Origin of the sequence: Oleiphilus messinensis (genome assembly GCF_002162375.1) — a bacterium.
In the GTDB taxonomy this organism is placed as follows: Bacteria; Pseudomonadota; Gammaproteobacteria; order Pseudomonadales; family Oleiphilaceae; genus Oleiphilus; species Oleiphilus messinensis.
The window spans coordinates 1,904,145-1,927,136 of record NZ_CP021425.1 but is presented as its reverse complement, the minus strand read 5'-3'; the positions used below and the strand labels follow the sequence as shown (position 1 = coordinate 1,927,136).

General features: G+C 47.7%; 14 protein-coding genes. 7 read left to right on the top strand and 7 right to left on the bottom strand.

What is annotated here, in order from left to right; translation table 11 throughout:
- Window positions 1–4: 4 nt before the first annotated feature.
- The 4 genes from OLMES_RS08400 to OLMES_RS08385 all read left to right on the top strand — a co-directional run bounded on the left by OLMES_RS08400 (window position 5) and on the right by OLMES_RS08385 (window position 7,785).
- Window positions 5–748 carry a 16S rRNA (uracil(1498)-N(3))-methyltransferase gene (locus tag OLMES_RS08400; protein WP_087460850.1) on the top strand — a complete coding sequence of 248 codons (744 nt, stop codon included), beginning with the start codon at window positions 5–7 and terminating at the stop codon, window positions 746–748.
- A gap of 162 nt (window positions 749–910) precedes the next feature.
- Window positions 911–2,335, top strand: a complete 1,425-nt coding sequence (locus OLMES_RS08395; RefSeq protein ID WP_087460849.1) for an efflux RND transporter periplasmic adaptor subunit — start codon at window positions 911–913, stop codon at window positions 2,333–2,335.
- A complete protein-coding gene (locus tag OLMES_RS08390; protein WP_087460848.1) occupies window positions 2,332–5,583 on the top strand; it encodes an efflux RND transporter permease subunit in 3,252 nt (1,083 codons plus the stop codon). Before OLMES_RS08395 ends, OLMES_RS08390 begins: the two co-directional genes overlap by 4 nt.
- Before the next feature lie 975 nt (window positions 5,584–6,558).
- A complete protein-coding gene (locus tag OLMES_RS08385; protein ID WP_087460847.1) occupies window positions 6,559–7,785 on the top strand; it encodes a DUF445 domain-containing protein in 1,227 nt (408 codons plus the stop codon).
- A 142-nt stretch (window positions 7,786–7,927) separates the two neighbouring features.
- On the opposite strand, the gene OLMES_RS08380 is transcribed toward OLMES_RS08385, so the two are convergent.
- A complete protein-coding gene (locus tag OLMES_RS08380; protein WP_087460846.1) occupies window positions 7,928–9,097 on the bottom strand; it encodes an RNA-guided endonuclease InsQ/TnpB family protein in 1,170 nt (389 codons plus the stop codon).
- A gap of 137 nt (window positions 9,098–9,234) precedes the next feature.
- Here OLMES_RS08380 and OLMES_RS08375 point away from each other — a divergent pair, with 137 nt between their 5' ends.
- Both OLMES_RS08375 and OLMES_RS08370 read left to right on the top strand, forming a co-directional pair.
- Window positions 9,235–10,245, top strand: coding sequence for an HDOD domain-containing protein (locus tag OLMES_RS08375; protein WP_087460845.1), 1,011 nt, complete (start codon window positions 9,235–9,237; stop codon window positions 10,243–10,245).
- A 148-nt stretch (window positions 10,246–10,393) separates the two neighbouring features.
- Window positions 10,394–13,120 (top strand): DUF748 domain-containing protein, encoded by a 2,727-nt coding sequence (locus tag OLMES_RS08370; protein WP_087460844.1) that lies wholly within the window; start codon window positions 10,394–10,396, stop codon window positions 13,118–13,120.
- A 10-nt stretch (window positions 13,121–13,130) separates the two neighbouring features.
- Here OLMES_RS08370 and OLMES_RS08365 read toward each other — a convergent pair whose 3' ends face one another.
- From OLMES_RS08365 to OLMES_RS08340, 6 genes are all read right to left on the bottom strand, one after another.
- Window positions 13,131–14,447 carry a YihY/virulence factor BrkB family protein gene (locus OLMES_RS08365; protein WP_198343272.1) on the bottom strand — a complete coding sequence of 439 codons (1,317 nt, stop codon included), beginning with the start codon at window positions 14,445–14,447 and terminating at the stop codon, window positions 13,131–13,133.
- A 100-nt stretch (window positions 14,448–14,547) separates the two neighbouring features.
- A complete protein-coding gene (locus tag OLMES_RS08360; RefSeq protein ID WP_198343271.1) occupies window positions 14,548–17,436 on the bottom strand; it encodes an ATP-binding protein in 2,889 nt (962 codons plus the stop codon).
- 138 nt (window positions 17,437–17,574) lie between these two features.
- Window positions 17,575–18,651 (bottom strand): acyltransferase family protein, encoded by a 1,077-nt coding sequence (locus tag OLMES_RS08355; protein ID WP_157678222.1) that lies wholly within the window; start codon window positions 18,649–18,651, stop codon window positions 17,575–17,577.
- A 243-nt stretch (window positions 18,652–18,894) separates the two neighbouring features.
- Window positions 18,895–19,317 carry a secondary thiamine-phosphate synthase enzyme YjbQ gene (locus OLMES_RS08350; RefSeq protein ID WP_087460841.1) on the bottom strand — a complete coding sequence of 141 codons (423 nt, stop codon included), beginning with the start codon at window positions 19,315–19,317 and terminating at the stop codon, window positions 18,895–18,897.
- Window positions 19,318–19,372: 55 nt separating this feature from the next.
- On the bottom strand, window positions 19,373–20,311 hold the full coding sequence (locus OLMES_RS08345; RefSeq protein WP_087460840.1) for a D-2-hydroxyacid dehydrogenase: 939 nt from the start codon (window positions 20,309–20,311) through the stop codon (window positions 19,373–19,375).
- Between the two features lie 101 nt (window positions 20,312–20,412).
- Window positions 20,413–21,108 (bottom strand): TetR family transcriptional regulator, encoded by a 696-nt coding sequence (locus OLMES_RS08340; RefSeq protein WP_087460839.1) that lies wholly within the window; start codon window positions 21,106–21,108, stop codon window positions 20,413–20,415.
- A gap of 265 nt (window positions 21,109–21,373) precedes the next feature.
- Between OLMES_RS08340 and OLMES_RS08335 the strand changes: the two genes are divergently transcribed.
- Window positions 21,374–22,933, top strand: a complete 1,560-nt coding sequence (locus tag OLMES_RS08335; protein WP_087460838.1) for a flavin-containing monooxygenase — start codon at window positions 21,374–21,376, stop codon at window positions 22,931–22,933.
- Window positions 22,934–22,992: the final 59 nt, after the last annotated feature.

Here is a 22,992-nt window from a genome sequence, read left to right as displayed (position 1 = left end):
CCAAATGAGAATACCAAGGATATACACCGCTCAACCACTCTGCGTCGGCTCCGACGCAGAGCTGGATGAAATTGCGACCCATCATATCGCCAAAGTCCTGCGTATGCAGGTTGGACAGCTTCTTGAACTGTTCAACGGCGACCAGCAAAATTATCAAGCGACCATTACCGCCATCCATAAAAAAAGAATGGTCGTCGCCGTGACCCATAACACTCCGGGCGTACCTGCTTCCCGACTGCACACCCACATCGGGCAAGTTATCTCGAAGGGAGATCGGATGGACTATATGGTGCAAAAAGCGACGGAACTCGGCGTCAACATCATCACCCCGTTATTCAGTGAACGCTGCGATGTAAGATTGAATAAAGAACGTGAAGAAAAACGCATCCGTCATTGGCAACAGATCGCTATCAATGCCAGTGAACAATGCGGACGCACCGACGTGCCCGAGATCCGTCCGGGTCGAACGCTCGATGCCTGGTGCCAGGATGCAACCGAAGCCGTGCGACTGGTCATGTATCACCACCAGAACGAAACACTGAGTACCATTTTTGCGGCGGATAAGAACCCGGAGTCAGCAACGGTTCTCGTGGGCCCGGAAGGCGGTCTAACGGAAGAAGAAGTGGCAATTGCAATGAACCATCAGTTTAAACCCGTAAAACTGGGCAATCGGGTTTTCCGCACGGAAACAGCCCCTGTAGCCGCACTAACCTTGCTGCAATGGCATTGGGGAGATTTCGCGCTCTAAGCCTCAAACAAAAAACAGTTGTGACCAACGGTCAGATTCAGTATAAACGAACGTGTGGTGCTCGCGATTGCACTACACTGTCTTAATATTTTCAGTTGAGGCCTGCCAACTACCGGCAAGTGCGATTATCTTTAAGATTCACAGGATTTCGGGCAAACCTATATGAGTGAACAAGCGCCAGCAAATCAGCCACAGCAAACCCCAACCTCCGAGCCAATGCCAAAAGGCAGCCTGAAAATTGCACTGATCTCAGTATTTTCCATTCTGGTGATTACCGCTTTGGTCATAATGTGGCTTAAGTCGGCACAACCACACCCCCCCGTAGTCGAGAGCAAAGAAAAAGCCTGGAATGTTCAGACCATCGAACTCAGCGCAGCTGACCGTCATCCGGAAATCGAATTATTGGGTACGGTCGAGTCCCCCTACACATCCGAACTTCGAGCAACCGTAAACGCAGATGTGACGAGGGTCGATGTATCCGAAGGCCAGTATGTTGCTCAAGGCCAGATACTGCTCACCCTTGATGACCGGGAAACCAAACTCGCATTACTCCAGCGGGAAGCTGACGTGATCGATTTACAATCGCAAGTCGAGTCCGAGATTAATCGACACAAACAAGACCTGAAATCACTGGAAAACGAAAAAACGTTGATCGACCTGGCAGAACGTGCGGTCGCAAGGGAAAGCAAGCTTAAACAGTCCAACGTCAGCAGTGAAGTTAAAATGGACCAATCCCGCCAGAGCTTGCAACAACAGCAACTCAGCTTGAATGCGAGAGAACTGAACATACGCAATCATCAAAGCCGATTAGCGCAACTTCGTGCTAAGTTGAAACGCGCTGAAGCCCAGTTGTCACTGGCCCAACTGGATCAGAATAGAACGTTGGTCAGGGCCCCGTTTTCAGGCCGAATTACAGCGGTTACCAGCTCTCCGGGAGAACGCGCCCGAATCGGAGACGTTCTGATCAGCATGTACGACGAGGCCCATGTCGAAGTAAGAGGTCAAATCCCCAATCGCTGGATAACCACCATTCAAAACGCTTCACAACGAAATCTTCAATTATCAGCACTGGCTCTGGGTTACGGCGGCCAGATTAATCTGGTACTGGATCGCCTGTCCGGCAAAGCGAATGCCGGTAGTGGCGGTATCGATGGTCTGTTCCGGGAAAGCAAAAACCCGCTTTCTGCTCATACTCTCCAGCTGACATCCGCACCGCAAATGCCGCTTTTGGTTGGCCAGATTCTTACCTTGAAACTTCAACTGCCAGCAGAGCGAAATGTTTTTGCGATGCCCGTATCGTCGATTTACGGTAATAACCGAGTCTATAGAGTCAAAGACTCACGCTTGGAAGCGGTCAGGATCGATCATGTGGGCACACAAATCGTGTCGGGTAAACAATTAATTCTGGTTAAAAGTGCAGCGCTTCAAGATGGAGATCGTGTTATCACGACACAGCTGCCAAACGCAATAAACGGCCTTAAAGTCACAACTGCACCGAATACTGTCGCACAGGAATTGATAGGTCAGCCCGCACAGCTTAGTCACACCGCCCCAGATGTGAGCAGCACGGAGAACCGAGCGGAATGAAGCCGAACCTACCCTCTTCCTCGCTTGCTACACCCCACAGCACAGACCTGATCGGTCGCTTCGCCCAACACAAAGTTGCAGCAAATCTGTTGATGATGATTATGCTCATCGCGGGTGTTTATGGGCTCAGTAAATTAAATCGCCAATTCTTTCCGACCTTTGCCACCGATTTCATTACGGTAAGGGTAATCTGGCCGGGGGCAAGTGCTGAAGATGTTGCCCGATCCATCACCACACCACTGGAACAAGAACTACTGAACCTGGACAGCGTTAAGGAAATGCGCTCGACTTCAACTCGGGGTGTAAGCTCGATTTTCATTGAGTATCAGGAAGATACCGATATGGGTCTGGCCCTCGACCAGGTAAAAGAATTTGTCGGACTGGTACGCAATTTACCATCTGATTCTGAAGAACCGGAAATTACCAAAATCGTGCGCAATGAAGATGTTGCAAAAATTGTGGTTGCCACTTCCGGCCCACTTGATGAATTGCGGCCACTGGTTCATAACTTTGAGCGGGAACTCCTCGACAAGGGTATTGCGAAAGTCAATTTCGTTGGTTTACCTGAACAAGAAGTCGCGATAGAGGTCGCCAGCGAACAATTAAAAACCCTGAACCTGTCCCTGAACCAGATTGGCGAACGCATAGCGGGTCAAAGTCAGGATATCCCAGCAGGCGCAGTTGGACAGGACGAAGCCGCCCGGGAAGTTCGCAGCCTGGAAAAAAGGAGATCCGTTCAAGGCTTTGAGGAGCTGACCGTTATCACGACCAGCGACGGCCGGAGAGTCACAGTAGAAGATATCGCCGATGTTCACTTCCGGACCAAAGAAAACGGCGTAGAGGTTTTTTATCAAGGGCTCCCCGCGGTATTGATGGAGCTAAAACGCACAGAAACCTCAGATACACTGGAATCAGCCCGGATCATGCACGAATGGTTGGCAGAAACCCGGGAACGAATGCCTGAAAACCTGATCCTGAAAACGGTCGACGAACGCTATACCTTTGTCGAACAACGCATCAGCCTGCTTTTGAAAAACGGGCTTGGCGGTCTGGTGCTTGTAGTCTCCATATTGTTTATATTTTTGAATGGTCGAGTGGCTTTCTGGGTTGCCTTCGGCATCCCTGTTTCCTTTATGGGCACACTTGCCATCATGCACTTTAGCGGCGGTACCATTAATATGGTCAGCCTGTTTGCCTTGATCATGGCGCTGGGCATTATCGTTGACGACGCTATTGTTGTGGCGGAAGATGCCCTCACCCACTATCAAACCGGCGAAGGTTCACTGCAAGCTGCTGAAGGGGGTGCCCGCCGGATGTTTGTTCCGGTCATGTCATCATCCATGACAACGATAGCGGCATTTCTGCCCCTGATGTTGGTCAGCGGTATTATCGGTAACATCCTGGGTGACATACCATTTGTTGTTATTTGTGTCATTGTGGCTTCACTGATTGAAAGCTTTCTAATCCTGCCCGGTCATTTGCGTCACAGCTTTCATAAAAATCACCACAAACAACCCGGTCCCGTTCGTCAAAAACTGGATAATATGTTCAACCAGTTTCGGGATGGGCCTTTCCGGGCGTTCATTACCCTCGCAATGCGCTATCGGGGCGTTACCATGGTCACGGCGCTGAGCTTGTTGGTGCTGGCTTTTTCATTAGTGGTTTTCAAGCAAATCAAGTTTCATTTCTTCCCGCAGCCGGAAAGCTCAATGGTTATTGCCAGCGTAAAATTTGCGGCCGGTACGCCACCTGACACGGTTAGAAGCTTCGCATTTGAAATGGAACGGGCACTTCAAGAAGCCAATAAGAAGCTCAAAATAGAAAATACGTTGGTGGAGGATAAGACACGGGCACCCGATCTGGTTGAGTCTTCTTTTGTACGCTTGAACTCTGCGACCTTCAATGGTGGTCAAAACTATCAAACCGGCGATCAGTACGCCATGATATTTGTAGAACTGATCATGCCTGATGAGCGCTCAATCCGTAATCCCGATTTGATTCAGGCCTGGAAGCAGGAAATCGTACAGCCCTCAGGTATCGAGCAATTAAGCATCAACAGCCCTCAAGGCGGACCGCCGGGGCGGGACATTGATATTTTCCTAACCGGTGGTGATGCCCAAACGTTAAAACAGGCGGCTGAGGAACTGGCAGAGGCAATGAAGGTTTATGACGGGGTTACCAACATACTCGACGATTTACCCTATGGTAAACAACAATATATTTTCAAACTGACGCCACTTGGTGAATCCCTCGGTCTGACGGTGGCAAACGTGGGCTCCCAACTTCGGGCTGCGCTGGATGGCCGTTTACTCCAGATTTTTTATGACGAAAATGAGGAAATCGAAGTCAGAATCATGCTCCCGGAGCGAGAACGGCATTTCCACCGTATACTCGAAACGCTCCCCATTGTGACCCCCGGGGGAGATACCGCACCTTTGAGCAATATTATCGCACTGGAATCTCGCAAAGGTCTTGAACTCCTTCGCCACACAGATGGCAAGCTCGGGGTACACATTACCGCAGAAGTGGATAGCTCCGTCACCAATGCCAATGAAGTTCTGCAAAAACTGCAGCAAAGCGTTATTCCAGATTTAACCAGCCGCTTTGGTCTAACTGTAAAATACAAAGGAAAAGCAGAGGAGGAATCCCAAACCGGAAAAGACATGGGCCAAGGTGCTATTCTTGCCTTGTTGATGATCTATCTCATTCTGGCCTGGGTATTTTCATCTTACACCTGGCCGTTCGCCGTGATGCTCGCCATTCCATTTGGTATTGCCGGTGCATTCTTCGGCCACTGGTTTATGGGTATCGATCTGACCATCTTGTCGCAGTTTGGTATTTTTGGCCTGTCCGGCATTGTTATCAATGACTCGATCATTCTCATTACGTTTTATAAACAGTTGAGACAGGAAGGTACACCAGCCAAAGCCGCACTCATTGACGCCGCCTGCCTGCGCCTGCGCGCCGTACTTTTAACCTCGTTAACGACCATTGCGGGATTATTGCCCCTGTTGTTCGAAACCTCATTGCAGGCCCAGTTCTTGATTCCGATGGCAGTGAGTATCTCCTTCGGGCTGGCATTTGCGACCTTGCTGGTGCTTGTCGTCGTTCCAATTATGTTGTCATACATCGAATCCGCCAATGATTTTATCAACAGGCTTCGAAACCAACCTGTGCACAACACTCCCCCTCTCGACACAGAAACATCAATAATTTCCACAAAACCTGTGGATATATCTGTTAATTAGGTGAGGGAATAGCCCGTAAAGCTACTAATACCAAGGGTTTTACGGAATCGTTCCTTTTTTCTTCAACTTGACTACAAAATAGTACTACAGCGTAAGCCGACACGACAAAGTGGCCAAAACTCGCCTTCGATCAGACTGATCGAAGGCAAAATATCTAGAATTCCCACCTCATTGTTAACACCCCCTCCTGAATTGAATGCTTTTTGTTCTTATCTTCCGACTTTTCCACAACTTACAGAATGGATGTGAATGAATGGGTTAAAAACAGCAATTAAGTCCACACATTTTGTGGATATCTTTGTGAGTTTTATGAGGAGACCTATGCTATCAGGCTGATATATATGATATTTTAAGATTTGAGCAAAAATAAACCACTTGAGTAAGAATGTGCGCAACAGGCACCTAAATTACTCATAATTAACCCAAAACCGAGAATTTAAGACGCGAGAACAGAATTTTCATACAAATTGTGTAGAAAGTTGCATTTTAATTCACACTTTCTGTGGATAAAACTGTTAACCACATGAGGGAACAGGTTAATTATCCATTATTTTCATAGACTTATAAATTTGTCTAGTTTTAGATCAGATTGTAACAATTTTGCAAAATATGCAATATTTGCAGGCTCTCCCATAACGCTTTTTGCGATGAGCCCGCTACACTAGAATCTCGACACTAAAGATTAAGTTATTGGAAAATGCCTACCAATTTCAATCGTATACAGCTTTGACGGACGCAAATGTGTCTAGAGCTAATTACATACCGAGAAAATATGTTACAGTTCGTGACAAATTTGTGAGCCGTGTGGTATTTCTGCACATTTGTCCAAGATGATTTTGAGTTTGTCGCACTCTCGCACTTATAATGCGATCGTTCCAAAGTACGGCGTGCCTCTTTTTTTCAAGCAAAATTGAAAACCCGAGCGCACGGGTAAAGGTTAATTGATGTACCTGATGGCAGGAGACCCCCGTTCCCATGCTGGAAATACTGCAAGATCCTGAAGTATGGAAGTTTATTAGCATACCTTTCATCGCAGCCTTGATTGGCTGGTCAACCAATTGGCTGGCCATTAAATTGACGTTTCTTCCCCTTGAATTTGTCGGCATTCGCCCTTTTTTGGGATGGCAGGGTATCATTCCATCCAAGGCGCAAAAAATGGCACAAATCAGTGTCGATGCGACAATTTCGAAAATCGGCAAAGTTCAGGAAATTTTCGAACAGATTGATCCACAGGTACTCGCCCAACATATCGTCGAAACAGTAGAACCTCGTATTGAAGAGTACGTTGATGAAACCCTGCTTCGGGAATACCCAACAGTCTGGGAAAACCTGCCGGAATCATTCCGTCAAAGAGTCTATGACCGCGTCAGGAAAAGTACTCCCAACCTTGTCGATAATCTCGTAGACGATGTCTCGGCAAACATCGAGCAACTACTGGATATTAAAACCATGGTCACCGAGCAGCTTGTCGCGGACAAGCGGCTCCTGAACCGTATCTTTCTCGAATGCGGTACAGAGGAATTCCGGTTTATTATCAATTCCGGATTATATTTCGGATTTACCTTTGGCCTGATTCAAATGGTTATCTGGTACTTCTTTCAGGAGTGGTGGATTCTACCGGTTTGCGGCCTGATTGTAGGTTGGGCGACGAACTGGATCGCACTAAACGTCATTTTCCGACCACTCAACCCCATTCCCATCGGGCCAATCTCCATACAGGGCTTGTTCCTGAAACGCCAGAAAGCAGTAGCACAAGCCTTTTGCCGAATTATCACCCAGGAAATTTTGACTATCGGCAATATCATGACTGCAATTATGAACGGCTCGCAGGGAGAACGTGCTCGTAACCTTGTCCGCAAACATATCAAACCAATCGTGGATGATACCGCAGGCCTGAGCAAGCCGCTCACCCAGCTGGCCATGGGGCCTAAAGGCTTTGCTTCACTTAAACAGAAAGTTGGCGAGAAGGCGATTCAGATTTCCGAAAATGCATTCTTTGACCCCGTATTCAATACGGATCGTGCGGCGGCAGTCGAAATGATCATGGTAGAAAGAATGGAAGCCCTGTCACCTGAGGAATTTCAGGATCTGTTACGCCCCTGCTTTCAGGAAGACGAAATTAAACTCATCCTCATTGGCGCGGCCCTCGGGGCGTTGGCCGGTCTGGCTCAAGTTATCTTTGTTTTCAACATTCAAATATAAGTCGCTTACGCTGTGCTGTAACGTCCCAACGAGTCCCGGCATTTACGGGGCTCGATATCCCGATATTCCTCTATTTACATGCGGAAAAACCGCCCGATCCTGGTGACTGCTCCCCGCCCTGTCAGGCAAGGCTTCCAACTTCTTAGGCTGCAACCGGCGCGTGGCTGGATTTACGCAAGCCTCCATTGGCAGGAACCGACAGTCCTTCGGCCCTTAGTTTGATAATGCCCTGTTGGCGGATATTGATGGCCGCGTTTACGTCACGGTCAAGCACTGCTTTACAGGCAGGGCACGTCCAGTGACGCACCGACAACGACAGGGACGCCATCTTGTGGCCGCAGCCGGAACAGGTCTTGGTGCTGGCGAACCATTGATCAATTCTGACCAGATGCTTGCCTTGCGCCTTGGCCTTGTACTCCAACTTCTGAATCAAGCTGAACCAACTCGCGTCAGCAATATGCTTCGCCAACTTCCGATTCTTCAGCAGGTTTTTAACTTTCAATGTCTCGACTGCTACCGCTTGGTTTTCGTCAATAAGCTGTCGGGACAGGTTGTGCTGGTAATCCGCACGGGCATTCGCGAGGTGTTCATGTGCCTTGGCAAGCTTGAGGCGAGCTTGCGCCCGACCCTTGCTACCCTTCTGGCATCGGGACAGGGCTTTTTGCTTGCGTCGAAGGTTGGCGGCGGTACGTTTCAGAAAGCAGGGATTCGCTATTTTCCTACCCTCTGAGTCGATAGCGAGGTGAGTGAGCCCCATATCAAGACCCAACACGGTATCGACTGTTTTCATCGGCGCGGGTGTTTCTACGCCGTCATCAAGCAGCAGCGAAGCATAGTATTTTCCCGTCACGGTACGTGACAGGGTTATGCTCTTGAGCTTCCCTTCCAAAGCACGGTGTACTCGCGCTTTGATCGGCTCCATCTTCGGCACTTTGATCCAGTTATCCTCCGCGCTTATACTTGTGCAGTGGTAACTGGATTGTTTGCCGTGCTTGCGCTTGAACTTGGGGTAACGAGCGGAGTGCTTCGGGTCGAAGAAGTTCTGAAAGGCTTTATCCAGGTTGATACAGGCTTGCTGGAGTGCAATCGAGTCAAACTCCTTGAGCCAGTGATACTTGCGTGACTTTTTTGCCACCGCGAGCAGGGGCTTAATATCTTTCTTGGCCTTGAGCTTCAGGCCGTGGCGTTTGTACTGAACACTGATGACATGCAAGGCCTTGTTGTACACGAACCGCGTAGCACCGAACTGGCGGTTTAGAAATTCCGCCTGTTCAGGCGTTGGGTAAATTCTTACTTTGGTCGCTCTCAGCATGCTGTAATTATATACAGCAAATTATAAAAAACAAGAAGTTCTCCGAACTTCCCGCTTATATCCCCGCCCGAGTGGGCGAAGGTTTACGCGTGCATATGCTAAGATTTGATGTATGAAACTTGGAAACGGATCAAACTATGTGGAACTGGCTTTCTCAAATCCTCGGTGATGATAAAAGCAAACGAGCATTTTCTCGTTCACGGAAAGAATATCACGGGGATGCGCAACGCAGAATGATTGCTATGGCCTTCAGCGAGTTAGTATTTGATGAGCGAGAGCCAACTTACGAAATTGAAACAACAACTGGCGAGCAAATGTATTCCCGAATTGCTCAGGAACTCAACTCATCTGACCTGGACTTTACCTCGTTAATGCCCCGCCGCCCGGCAACACTTCCGATGCTCATTAAAATGCTACATGATGAAGGGTCGGATATTCGAGGCATCAGCCATGCCATATTATCAGACCCCCTGCTGACCTCTCGCTTGTTACAAGTCGCTAACTCCCCTTTTTTTAAACGGAGAGAAGACCCGGTCAATACCGTAGACGAAGCGATTTTTGTTATGGGTAAAGACGGTGTCCGCAATTTGATTTCAGCGTCGATCTTCATGCCCATGCTGAAAAGCGCTTCAAAACAGGAAAGCCAGTTTGCTCAATTGGTTTGGGAATGGGCTTTGGCATGCGCCAGTGCGGCGGAAAATCTCGCTCGCGCGCAACGGGGTAATCCATGTGAATATTATCTCGCCGGCTTGTTTCCTGCCCTGTCCAGTCTGCTGCTGTATCGACATACCCTACAAACTTATCAGGATCACAATCCCGAGTACATACCAGAGTATGCACTGGTTTATAAAATTTCGACTCAGTTTGTCTGGCCGCAGTGCCGGAGACTTGCTAAACAATGGTCATTACCGGACTTTTATCGAAAATTATTCAAAGCAATGGATGAACAACGTTACGACGATGAAATCACCCATCCGCTCCTGGACAGTATTTTACTCGGCCATTGCAGCATGTTAACCAAACACGGCAAGACCGCATTACCTGAATCCGAACTCATTTCCATCGCCTGCTGCTCTGATTATGCCATGTCGGTTACGCTCAAATCATTGAATAATGACAATGCTTCGGGTATGCCTAAAGTCTTATAGGCTGGAGTCTTTGCCACGGTTGTTCTGGTCATGTTAATTTTATATATTGGCTGCGTTTAAGGCGTGCACAATCACGCCTGAGCATCCCACGTTTTATCGATTCTGAAATTCCCAAACGGTCAGAAACTGACAAGGAATCTCTCGCACTATGAAGCGACTCTATACTGTCACACCGAAAATACTGTTGGCTTTACTGCTGCTGACGATTCTTTTATTGCTCTTGATTTGGCTGCTCACCGGACGAATTGCGCTGCACTACGCAAACGAATTTCTGACTCAGCAAGGGGCTTCGCTTAACCCGGATGCCGAAGTGGTGTTCAATCCATTCAGCTCTGAGCTGCAAATCAACAATCTTGTCATTACCCGTGATAATCAAGAACGACTGCATATAGAAAAGTTTAAATTAGGCTACTTGTTTACCGATATATTCAGCAACCAGGTAATTCTGGATCGAGCCAGTATACATGGCCTTAATTTACACCTGCGCATTTCGGAAAGCGAAACAGAAGTTGCCGGTATTCGCCCGCCACAGGGAGAATCATCCCCCCCTGAAGCAGCAGACCCACCAGCCAGCGAGACTCCCCCGTTAATGGGATGGTTCATTGGTCTGCCACGGCTCACCATTACTGATACCAATATCGAGATTGAGTTGCCTGAGGGCACACAAAAGATCAATACAGAATTGCTCGAAATCAAAGATCTTGAATTGTCGGATGCGGAACTTGGCGCTGAACTTCGCTGGTTAACGGCAGTCAATGGCGCCCCGGTACAGTTATCACTCGAAGTCAGTGGTGAAAACCCCCTTTCTCCAGACAGTGCAATAATCGACGCCACAGGCTATTACGAACTGGCCGATATCAACTTTAAACAGTACGCAGCCTGGATGCCCGAAACAATCAAGCGATTAACCGGTAAACTTGGCCTTTCCGGTGACTTTCAATTTTCCATGACCCCAGACGGTATGAACATCAAACAGCAGGAAGGTGCGGTTACGCTGGGAGATTTTCGCATTAACCTGGAAGGCACGAATGCAGAGGCTTTCGCGACCACCCTTGAAACTAAAGATGTGCAGATCAATCTGAAGGACAACATCGCGGCATCACTGTCTTCCAGGCTTACAACCAAAGGCCTGCTCCTCAACCTGGACAATGCTGACCCCGATATCTCGCCTACATCCGTCAAATTACAAAGCTTAACGACTGAAATTAATCAATTTTCTCTGGATCAAAGCCAAACTGAAAACCCTGGCGATACTTATCTCGTGTCTGCGGACTCCAGTCAAATTGCCTTTACCGGAGCCCGCGTCGCCGCGAATCCGGTATTGTTGGAAAACTCGGAATATACCCTGCGACTCAACAAGCTCCAATCGCAGATCATCGCAGACATGCCCCCCCGATTTACCGTCCGTCCAGAAATCTCGTCCGGTGCCACACAAATCTATCTGTATCATGATCAAAATCTGGCTGCGTCGTGGAGCGCTTTACAAATACCCACATTTGAAGTAACCGACGGCGCTCCCGCGACAGCCATGGTTCCGTCTGTTTCATTCCAGAACTTGATCGTATCCAAGCCACTCAGGGAGGATGGCGCGCCGCCGTTGGCTACCGTGTCAAACCTGTCTTTGCAACAAATTAACTTCGCAGACAATCGACTCACTATCGATACCATTGCGTTTGATACCCTGATTGCAGATATCATATTAACCGCACAACGGGAGTTGCATAACCTGTTAGCAACCGCCCCGCCCCCGACGAGCAATGAACCGGAAGTCAATGATGACGGAGCTGCAACGGCTGAAATTGCTGAACCGGAAAGTCCGCCAACTGATTCGGAATCTTCCGAAGCCCCCCCCTTCACATTCGCTATTAATCAAGTGGAATTCAGCAAAGATACCCGGATTAAGTTTACCGATCAGCTAAAATCACCTCCTTATGTCAATCAATTGATTTTTGACGAGTATCGTGTCGGCCCCATTGACACCGCTAATCCAGCCCTGGAAACACAGGTGCTACTCAAAGCACACAATGGCGAATACACCCGCTATGACGTAAGTGGTTTTACAAAACCATTCAGCGAACTTGTGAACCTCCACCTCAAAGGCAATATCACCGAGCTGGCGTTAAGACCAACATCCTTCTATATCCAGGATGCACTGGGGTATGAAATCGAAAGTGGAGCATTGAATACGAAATTTGATATGGCCATTACTGATAACAAAATGAATGGCAAAGCAGACATTAAACTTCAGGCGCTAGAACTGATCCCTGCAGATTCAACCGAAACAACGAACCTGAGTGGGGGCGCAATTACACTCAACCTGGCATTGGACTCCCTGAAAGACAGCGATGGCAATGTAGACATCTCCATCCCGATTAAGGGCGACCTCAGCGATCCAGAGTTTGGTGTTGTGGGCTTTATTTCAGTGGTTATGAAAAAAGCCATTATGAAAGCCGCACAAACCTATCTCGTTCAAGCACTGGTACCTTACGCAAACATTGTTTCCGTGGCCATGATTGCGGGGAATCAGGCCCTGAAACTCCGGTTTGAGGATCTACCCTACCCTGCAGGCCAGGCATCCCCCGGACCAGAACAGGCTAATTTCGTTGCACAACTGCCTGCGATCATGAACCAGAATAAAAACGTCTCAATCCGCCTCTGTCCTGTCACGGTTCCTGCGGACCTTCAGCTGGTTGAAATCGCCGATAAACCCACGCCAGAGCAAAAGAGTGCATTGCTGGAACTGGGCCAGGAACGGGGCAAGCTGCTCAAGGCCGAGCTGGTGAACCAAGGTGTCAGTTCCGGTCAACTCCTGGACTGCAAACCCAAAATAAAGTGGAAGCTGAACGCACTACCACATATGGAACTGGATACCTGAGCTCTTCAGGTCATCCAGCTTTTTCATCACGTCGCACCAGATCTGCAAGGGTTAGCTCTTGCAGCTTATCATCCACCACAGACTCCAGAGTAGAGATCAGTTCGTCACAATCCAGTAACGGCATATGCGCAGCGACCTGCTGATCATCATGACGAATGACCTTGAGTAACTTACTCATTGGAATATGATCAATCGAGCAGCCAGGGACATATCGGTCACTCCGGTCACCGGAAATGGCTAACATTCCGGAATTTACTAAATTGTCGGTCACGCGACGGGTGATCTGTGGAGGCGCACTCAATTGACGCTCTAATTCAGAAATTTTATATGACGTCTCACCACGGTCAAATCGCTTTGCAACTCTGAACATAACGGCCAACCCGATCCGCTCATCCAGTCGAGGAGAACTGTGTACCTTCGACGCTTTGCAAATTTTCTCACTATTCTGTACGTAATAAGATATCGCCGCACCCAGCAGCAAGATCATCCAGTTAAGATAGATCCAGATCAACAGAATAATACCCAAAGCAAATCCGGAATAAATTGCCTGATAATCAGAAGAAGAAACCACAAAGGAGGCAAAGAGCAGCCCGCAAGTTTGCCACGCCATGCCACCAGCAATACCACCAATCAATGCTGAACGGAAATCAACGGAAGTATTGGGCATGAAAATATAGATGAAAGTAAACGCGCCGATCATAAAGAAGAATGGCGCAAACTTGATCAGAAGCAGAATCATCGAACCAAAGGGTTCTATGGCAACCAAGGCTTGCACGATTGAAGAGCTCATAATCGATGCCGTGGCACCAATCGCAGAAGCCACGAGCAAAGGCCCAATCACAATTACACTCAAATAATTGCTAAACCGCTGACCGATAGAACGTAATTGGGGCACGCGCCAGATAAAATTAAAGGAGCGCTCGATCTTCTGCACAAGTGAAATAACGGTGTACACCAATAAAGCCAGGCCCACAGAGCCTAGTACCCCCACTTTTATACGGTCAACAAAGCCCAGTATGTTGGCCACGATCTCTGGCCCCTGTTCGCCAAAAGGTGAAAATGCATTTTCCAGTAGCGGTGTCAGTTCGTTATGACCACCGAGGGTTTTGAGTACAGAAAAGCTCAATGCCAACAAAGGCACCATGGACAACAACGTTGTATATACCAGGCTCATGGCATGCAGAGTCAATTGACCATTTACAAGATCCCGCCCCACGGCATAAATAATTCTGGAGCATCGGTGTGCGATCCGCTCTGGCCCGTGATAACGGCTTTCCGGAGAAAAAAGCCATTGCTCGACAGTTAATTTCAAGGTTTGCAGATTCAAGGAAACATCATCCTGTATAGCACTAAAAATCCATGAAGAACTCAATGTCTGTTAAACGAGGCGTTCCATTTTCCCCTTCCGTTACAAACGAAAGATCCAGTCAGGGAGTTTTGATAACGGTGTCCGAAACCAGACTTTCTGCTTCCGCAATAGTTTTACGCAAGCAATCGATAACCCATGGTGCCCACTCCAGTGCAGGACGAATATCTTCTGGTGTTTTCAAGCGATCCTGGAGTTCCGCAGCCAGTTCTGAAAGTTTGCGAGCACCAATGTTTGCTGCGCCACCTTTGAGAGAATGCGCCAAACGATACATTTCTTCAAGATCCTCAGAGGCATTTGATTGTTCAAACTGGTCTTCGAAATCAGAAAAGCTCTTGATAAAACTCTCCACAATTTTAGGAAATATTTTTATTTGGGTACCAAAACGTTTACGAACATCATCCATTTCAATCAGCTCGCCGGAATAACTCAACGACATGGCATGGTCCTTGGTATTTCCAGCGCCTCCAATCTGCGCCGGCACTTGAACCGGGGCTTCAGGCACTGCACCTGCCTCCGATTCTTCCGGACCGATACTCTGAAGCTGAGCCAGCTCAGCCACTTTGCTTTTTATAAACTGGCCGATGACAGCATAAAGGCGCTCACCGTCGATAGGTTTTGACAGAAAATCATTCATACCCGATTCAAGACAAGTCATTCGATCCTTGGTTGTCGCATTTGCTGTCAACGCGACGATCGGCAAATCAAGTTTCAAGTCCTCACGAATGGCTTTTGTGGCCCCCAGCCCGTCCAATACCGGCATATGCAAATCCATTAATACCAGATCGACCGAGTCACCGGATTCCTTGAGAAAATCGACCCCGACCTGACCATTTTCTGCGATATGCACATTCGCACCGGTTAGCTCCAGCATCTCACAAGCGACAACCTGATTGACTTCGTTATCTTCCACCAACAAAATTCGATTGCCAGCAAAAGACGGAACACCCTGCTGATTCATCGGGCTCAAACGAGGTGGCCCGGCGAGGTTTTGAGCGGTTGAAGGCGCTCTGACCTCAGACACTTTTGGCTTTCCTGATTTTGTGGCCTTAAACTCCAGGTCAGGGATGCAACGTTCCATAACCTCCCCTACACGCCCGGGCGTTGCCGGTTTCAAAAGTGGCAAGGGGTAACCCATGGAGTCCAGCTGACTCTGGACACCCTCCAGTTCTTTCAAATCCAGAATCGGAATAATGACCGCACAACGCTCCCGGAATAATTCTTCCACTTCCAATATTGTGCTTTCTGTCGAGGCATAATCCCAGAACAAGGCAATTTGAAAGCCCAACTCGGACAGCGAATCTATTCTGGGCAACGCTTCGTCTTTACCGGGCAAAATAAAAACTTTGGCATTGGTTTGCCGAAAGCAGGTCGAGATAGCATTTACGTTACTACTCTTACCCACAACAATCAGGGCGATATTGGTGGTCAGTTGATCATACCAAGGGTCTCTCGAGCGTTGTTCCCACTTCAAATCAAGATCAAATGAAAAAGTACTGCCTTCTCCTTCCGCACTCTCGATCGAAATCTCGCCCCCCATTTGCTTGATGATACTTTGACTAATCGCAAGACCCAGTCCGGTACCGCCATACTTTCGAGTTGTAGACCCATCTGCCTGAGTGAACGACTGAAACAACCGCTCCTGCTGCTTTGGATTGATTCCAATACCACTATCCCGAACCATGACTTCAACATGGGCATTGGACTCATCCAACTCAAGGCAATTCAATTCCACTTTCACATAGCCTGACTGTGTAAATTTGATTGCATTGGAGATGAGATTCAACATCACCTGACTCAACCGGATCTCGTCACTGATCAACCAACGAGGAAGCTTGGGATCGACACTAAAACTTAAATTCAGGTTTTTTTCCGCGGCTCCGTGAGAGTGCACATCGGCCAAGCGGTCAATCAACGCGAATAAATCAAATACTGCGCTTTCTATCTCCAGCTTTCCGGCTTCAATCTTGGAAAAATCAAGGATGTCATTGATAATTTCCAAGAGTACACTTGCAGAGTTAACCATGTGTTTCAAATAACCGGATTGCTTTGAATCCAGGCGGGTTTTTGACAATAATTGTGACAAGCCCAGAATGGCATTGATAGGTGTGCGGATCTCATGACTCATATTGGCCAGGAATTCGCTTTTTGCCTGAGTCGCCATTTCTGCGGTATTTCGAGCGTTTTCTTCTTCTTTGAGTGCGGTATCCAAACGCCGGTTTTTCTCACGCAACTCTTCTTCGAACTGCCCTGCCCGGCGCTGGTTGTCATTAAAATGCTCGATGACACGGCCCAATTCATCATTCGAGCTCCAGTCCACGTCCTGCCGCTCACCGGTTTGCTGATAATGTAATATCGATTCTTTAACCTTATTCAAAGGCCGAAGTACTGTTGCGTTAAACGCAAAATGAAAGCCAACCATAAAGATCATGACGTAGAGAAAAAAGAAGATCATTTCTTTTTTCGCGGTTGCATAGAGCTGCCGATTCACTGTGGAAAGATCGATGATCATTTTTACGCGACCGATTTTGATCGCCTCTCCATCAAAATCAAACTCAATGTCAGCCATGATCGAGTGTGTATTACTTTGCTCCTCCAAGGGCTGACCAAACAACGAAAGATTCTCGCAACTCCCCGCCTCAAAGCGATGCCGAATGGTTTCTTTGTAGGTTTCAAATTCATCCAGAACCACACAGCGAACCCCGTCATCCTCCAGCATGCCCTCAAGAATGGCATGGGAGGTCTGACGATCCAGAGACCAGATAGGAATAGACAATTGATTGGCAAGCAGATTAGTCTGATCGGTGAATTGCTCGATATAAAGCGTCTTTGTTTCTTCGCTTTTGATATCCAGAAAAATCAGATTTGCGGCAACAAGTAACACAAAGACCGGTAAGGCCGCTTTGACAAAAAACTTAATCACCAAAGGTGAATAAATCGGCATTTTCATTGCGCAGAATCCGTAAACCACCATCCGGCCCAAATAATCACATAATGCCCGCGACCAAAAAATTGGATCAACGCGCACACATCCCCATGTTAAGCATAGGAAAGGCCGGTATTTTTTCCACCAAATAGTTACTTAGCACTAGTTTGCTTGACTGCGTATGGGGAAAGTTCGCTTGAATACCCGTTTTGATTTAAACGGAAAGAACGCAAGCGACAATAACTCATTTCCTTCCACAATTTTTTTGATAAGTAATGGAATGGAAATACTTAGCAAATAAGACAAAACCGAAACTATCAGCAGATTGTTGTCGCCTGCTACGCCAACGGATAAGAAAGTGAATAGGTTATATTCAATAAAGTGATGGAAAATAAGAATAAAAAGACTCGCAGTACCCAACCGAATAAAAATCAATTTTAACCAATCAACTTTAGAAAAAAACCAGGCACAGGATAAAACGATATATATGCCTAAAAATGCTCCAATGGGTGCGACAATAGGATTTACGTAAATTCTTTTGTTCAAATCAATATATGCATCACTAAAAGAAGTCAGGCAGAGAAATAAGCCTATAAAAAAAATAAGAAAAGGCAGGTTAGGCCTAAAATTCAATACTTTATCTTTCAGCAGATAACCCAGGATAAAATAAGGCGATGAAATTAAGAGAATGTCTAGAGAGAACGGAAGCCCTGGCAGCTCCATGGAAAAATCGTAAATATTAATGGATCTATACCAAAAATACTCCACAAACAATGAACCAACTGCAAGGAAGCAAAAGAGAACAGCCACTTGCAGCCTAAAGCTCAAACAACCAAAACGAAAAAAGTAAAACAGACAATAACCAAACGCATACAAAGCAAACAGGTGTGTTAAAAACCACAGTGCACTCCATCTGATCGTATCCCCATTGCCGTAGAAAATCCCTTTCAACTTCCATATCAGTGCATTTTCTCCCGATAAAAAACTGCAAAGAAAGAGTACTATGAGCACAAAGAAGTATGGTTTTAAAAGTGCTTCAGCTTTTCGCAACAAAAATACTTTAGGTAACAAAACATAGGAAAAAAAAATGCCGCTTAAAAAGAAAAAGAGAGGCATTCTAAAAAGTGACATCGGCTCAATTATTTCGAGAAAGTATGATTTTAGCTGGCTATGATGCAAAGCAACCAAAGCAATCGAAATTCCTTTTGCGATATCAATATAGTTAATTCTATTATTCATTCGCTTTTGCTGTGTCCGTTTTACAAGCGCGATGTCTGTCTGCACAAACCCGTAACCCGAAATTAACCCGCCTTCTGGATCGCACCAAGATGAGTCAATAGATCAACATAAAGCATAGAAAACATCGTGATTTTTGCCACAAAGTTTATTTTGGCATGAGGAGTAATGAGAAGAGGAACAACTATTGGCACCACCCGTTCCAAGTTGTGTGGGGAACGGTGCGTTGTTACAAGAATAAATCTGCTAAGAATCTCCCATCAGTGTGAGCACCAGTGACCGTCCGGAGGCCCGATTGCGGTGTTCGCAGAGATAGATGCCCTGCCAGGTTCCCATATTCAGGTGGCCATTGGTTACAGGGATCGTGAGATTCGATCCCAATACACTGCTTTTCAGGTGTGCAGGGAGGTCATCGGGTCCCTCATAGGTATGAATGTAGTAGGGCTCATTTTCCGGGATACAGCGATTGAAGAACTGCTCGAAATCCTGACGCACTGTGGGGTCGGCGTTTTCATTGATAGTCAGTGAGGCTGAGGTATGTTTTATGAAGACATGGAATACACCCACATTAACCCGGTTTATTTCAGGAAATTGTCGAATGATCTCTTCAGTGACCAGATGGAATCCCCGAGGATAGGGACGAAGTTTTACTTCCCGTTGCACCCACATGCCTTGACCTCCAACCAGGAATTCACCCAGATTTATTGTGTGCCTGCCAACACCGCTATCCTATAAACGCCGCTATGTTGTCCGCCGTTTTTTCCAGTAAGCGTTGTCGAGCTTCTTTGCTTGCCCAGGCACAATGGGGTGTGACAATTAAATTTGGGATACTTTGATCCAGTAACACATTGCCCTGCACAGGAGGCTCTTCGGTCAACACGTCAATCCCCGCCCCTGCCAGACGACCGGATCGAAGGGCATCCGCTAACGCCAGTTCATCGACGATTCCACCACGGGCAACGTTAATTAAAAACGCGGATTGTTTCATTTTCGCTAACGCGGCGGCATCAATCAAGTTCCGGGTTTCAGGGCTCAATAAACAGTGAATGGACAAAACATCCACTTTGGGCAGCATTTGGTCGAGCGGTACTCTGGGTAAGCCATCAACGGAGTCCGTAGACTGCCCCGGCCTCGCGGCGATCATAACATCCATGCCAAACGCTTCTGCCATTCGGGCAACACCCTGGCCTAAATCACCATAGCCGACGACGCCCATTTTCTTGCCATCAAGCTCGACAATTGGATGTCCCATGAGGCAAAACATGTCACTCTTGTTCCAGTGGCCAGATCGAACATCGGAATCATAATCCAAAAGCCGGTTCGCTAATGCAAGAATCAGGGAAAAAGTGTGTTGTACGATAGTGGGCCGTCCATACCGCTCAACATTGTATACCCTTATTCCACGAGCTTCTGCCGCAGCCATATCAATGTTATTCGTCCCGGTCGCGGTGACCGCAATCATTTTTAAATCAGGGAGCTGTGCAAAATGGGCTTCATTCAATTGAACTTTATTGACAACAGCAATATCAACACCTGCCAACCTGGAAACAACATCTTCTGGTGCCGTGTGCTCATAGGTTTCCAACGGGTCTAGCACCGCCTCAAGACGTGATTGATCGATATCCAATCCCAGACTATTGCCGTCTAAAAATGCGCCTTTCATCTTTCCCTCTTCAAATCACCGGATCGAGACCGTTTATATCACGCCACGACACAGAGCGCGAGTTTGAAATTGAAATAGCAAGTAACTTACACGGCAAAATCTCAGGGGAACAAGTCCGGCCCCATACGGTTCAGTATCATCGCCCCGGACAATAATGACAGCACCATATATTCTGCTTGCTGACAAATTGCCCGACGCTGTTCCGGAAACTCAATATACTCCAGTGATAACTGGAAGATATTACGAATGACGATTTCCGAAAGCTGATGCATCCGTTTTTCATCCAGCGGTACCATCAACTTCAGGTCTTTAATATCCTGCACCATGTCGTCAGCAAAATCCGCCATTACCGCCCGCAGGGCTCTGCGCAGAACCGGTGAGGCTCCATGGAGCTCTTGCACTCCCATCAGGAAGGCGGCTTCGTTTTGCAGCGCAAATTCGAATACCAGCCGAATCGTTTCACGATTGACCTGCTGCGCCCTCAGGGTCGCTTTCATCGGATCAGCGGCACCCGGGTCATAGTCATCCCCCAGCACACTGCCTGCAGCCTCACGACGTAAATCCCGTAACGGCTGACGGATCTGTTCGACCAGGGTGCCAATAATAGAAACCCCCAGTTCATCCAGATCCCGAAAATGGCGATAGAACGTATTCGGGTTCAACCCCGCCTCCCGGGCCAATTCTCTCAACCCCAGAGCTCGAATACTCCGGGTTTGCATCGATAGCTTAAGCGCAGCATTAATTAAACGATTTTTGCCCGACACACGGGGTGCACGAGTTGATTTGACTACAGCCATACCGCCTTCTCTGATTCGATCTCATTTTTTTTGGTTTTTTGATTATAACACTCTTGACTCCAAAGTATACACTTGTATACAGTTACGGGTATACAGTTGTATACGAAACAAATGTACTGATTTGAGTCAATGCTCTTTTCTGAACAATCAAGTGAACGTGCCAAATACCAAATTCAATACCAGGGCACACAGAGAGCGACACAAACAGTATCAAATGAACTCACGAGCAGAACCGCATTTGTGGTTGAGAAAAGAGGTTAATTCTATGTCGGCGTTACCAAAAACTACTTCTACAGCGCAGCATCACCGGGTCATTATTATCGGCACCGGCTTTGCTGGTCTGGGCATGGCGATCAAACTCAAGGAACAGGGCGAGAATGATTTTATCGTCATCGAGAAGGAATCTGGCGTAGGCGGCACATGGCGGGTAAATCACTATCCAGGCTGTGCCTGCGATGTACAATCCCACCTGTACTCATACTCTTTCGAACCCAACCCCAACTGGACCCGTATGTTCGCTCCACAGCCGGAAATCCGGGGTTACCTGGAAGGTTGCGCGCAAAAATATGGCATTAACCCACATATCCGGTTCGATACTGCGGTTCAGGCTATGCATTGGGATGAACAAAATTGCCGCTGGAACATTACCGACCACAACGGCAATGCCTATACCGCGGATGTCGTCGTCTCGGGCATGGGTGGCCTGTCAACGCCGGCGTACCCGACTATCAAAGGTCTGGATACGTTCAAGGGCAAAATGTTCCACTCCCAACAGTGGGAACACGACTATTCTCTGGCAGGCAAAAAAGTAGCGGTTATCGGAACGGGCGCATCCGCGATTCAATTTGTACCGCAAATTCAAGGCCAGGTGAAAGAGCTGAAACTGTTTCAGCGCACGCCACCCTGGATTCTGCCGAAGCCGGATCGAGAAATAACCAAAGCAGAACAGCTTTTATTCAAACGCCTGCCTGGTACCCAAAGGGCGATGCGCGCGGCCATCTATACCATGCTGGAAAGCCGGGTAGCGGCATTCGCCATTAACCCGAAACTGATGGCCTTTGCCAAGCGCTGGGCACTGAACCACATCCGCTCGGAAATAAAAGATCCTGAGCTGCGCAAAAAAGTGACGCCGGACTACACGGTAGGCTGTAAGCGTATTTTGATTTCCAACGATTACTACCGGGCACTGTCACAACAGAATGTGGATGTGATTACCACCGGGATTCAGGAAGTCACCGAAAATGGTGTGATCACCAGCGACGGTAAACTGCATGAGGTTGACACCATTATCTTCGGCACCGGCTTCAAGGCCACGGATCCCGTTCCGGCCAACATGATTTTTGGTCGCGGTGGTAAAGATATTATCGAATCCTGGGATCAAGGCCCTCAAGCGTACAAAGGGACAACCGTAGCGGGCTATCCTAACTTTTATATCCTGATGGGACCGAACACCGGTCTGGGCCACAGCTCAATGGTCTACATGATTGAATCCCAAATTGAATATGTGCTGGGCGCGCTGTCCATCATGGACAAACGCAAAATTGCGGCATTGGACGTCAAAGAAGCGATTCAGAACGATTACAACAACCAGATCGATGCCAAGACACAAGGCACTGTTTGGAATGTAGGTAGCTGTAACAGCTGGTATATTCATCCGGTAAGCGGTAAAAACACAACCTTGTGGCCAGGCTACACCTGGAAATTCAGACAACAAACCAAGAATTTCGACCTGAAGGCTTACCGCGTGACGCAACGCAATACAGCCAGTACGGTAAGTGCCGAAACGGCCTTTGAATCAGCTCTGGCAAGCAGTGCCAATGCGTAAAGACACGTAAAACAGAAACGATAAAAAAAATATTTTTCGGGGTGATGATAACCGCAACA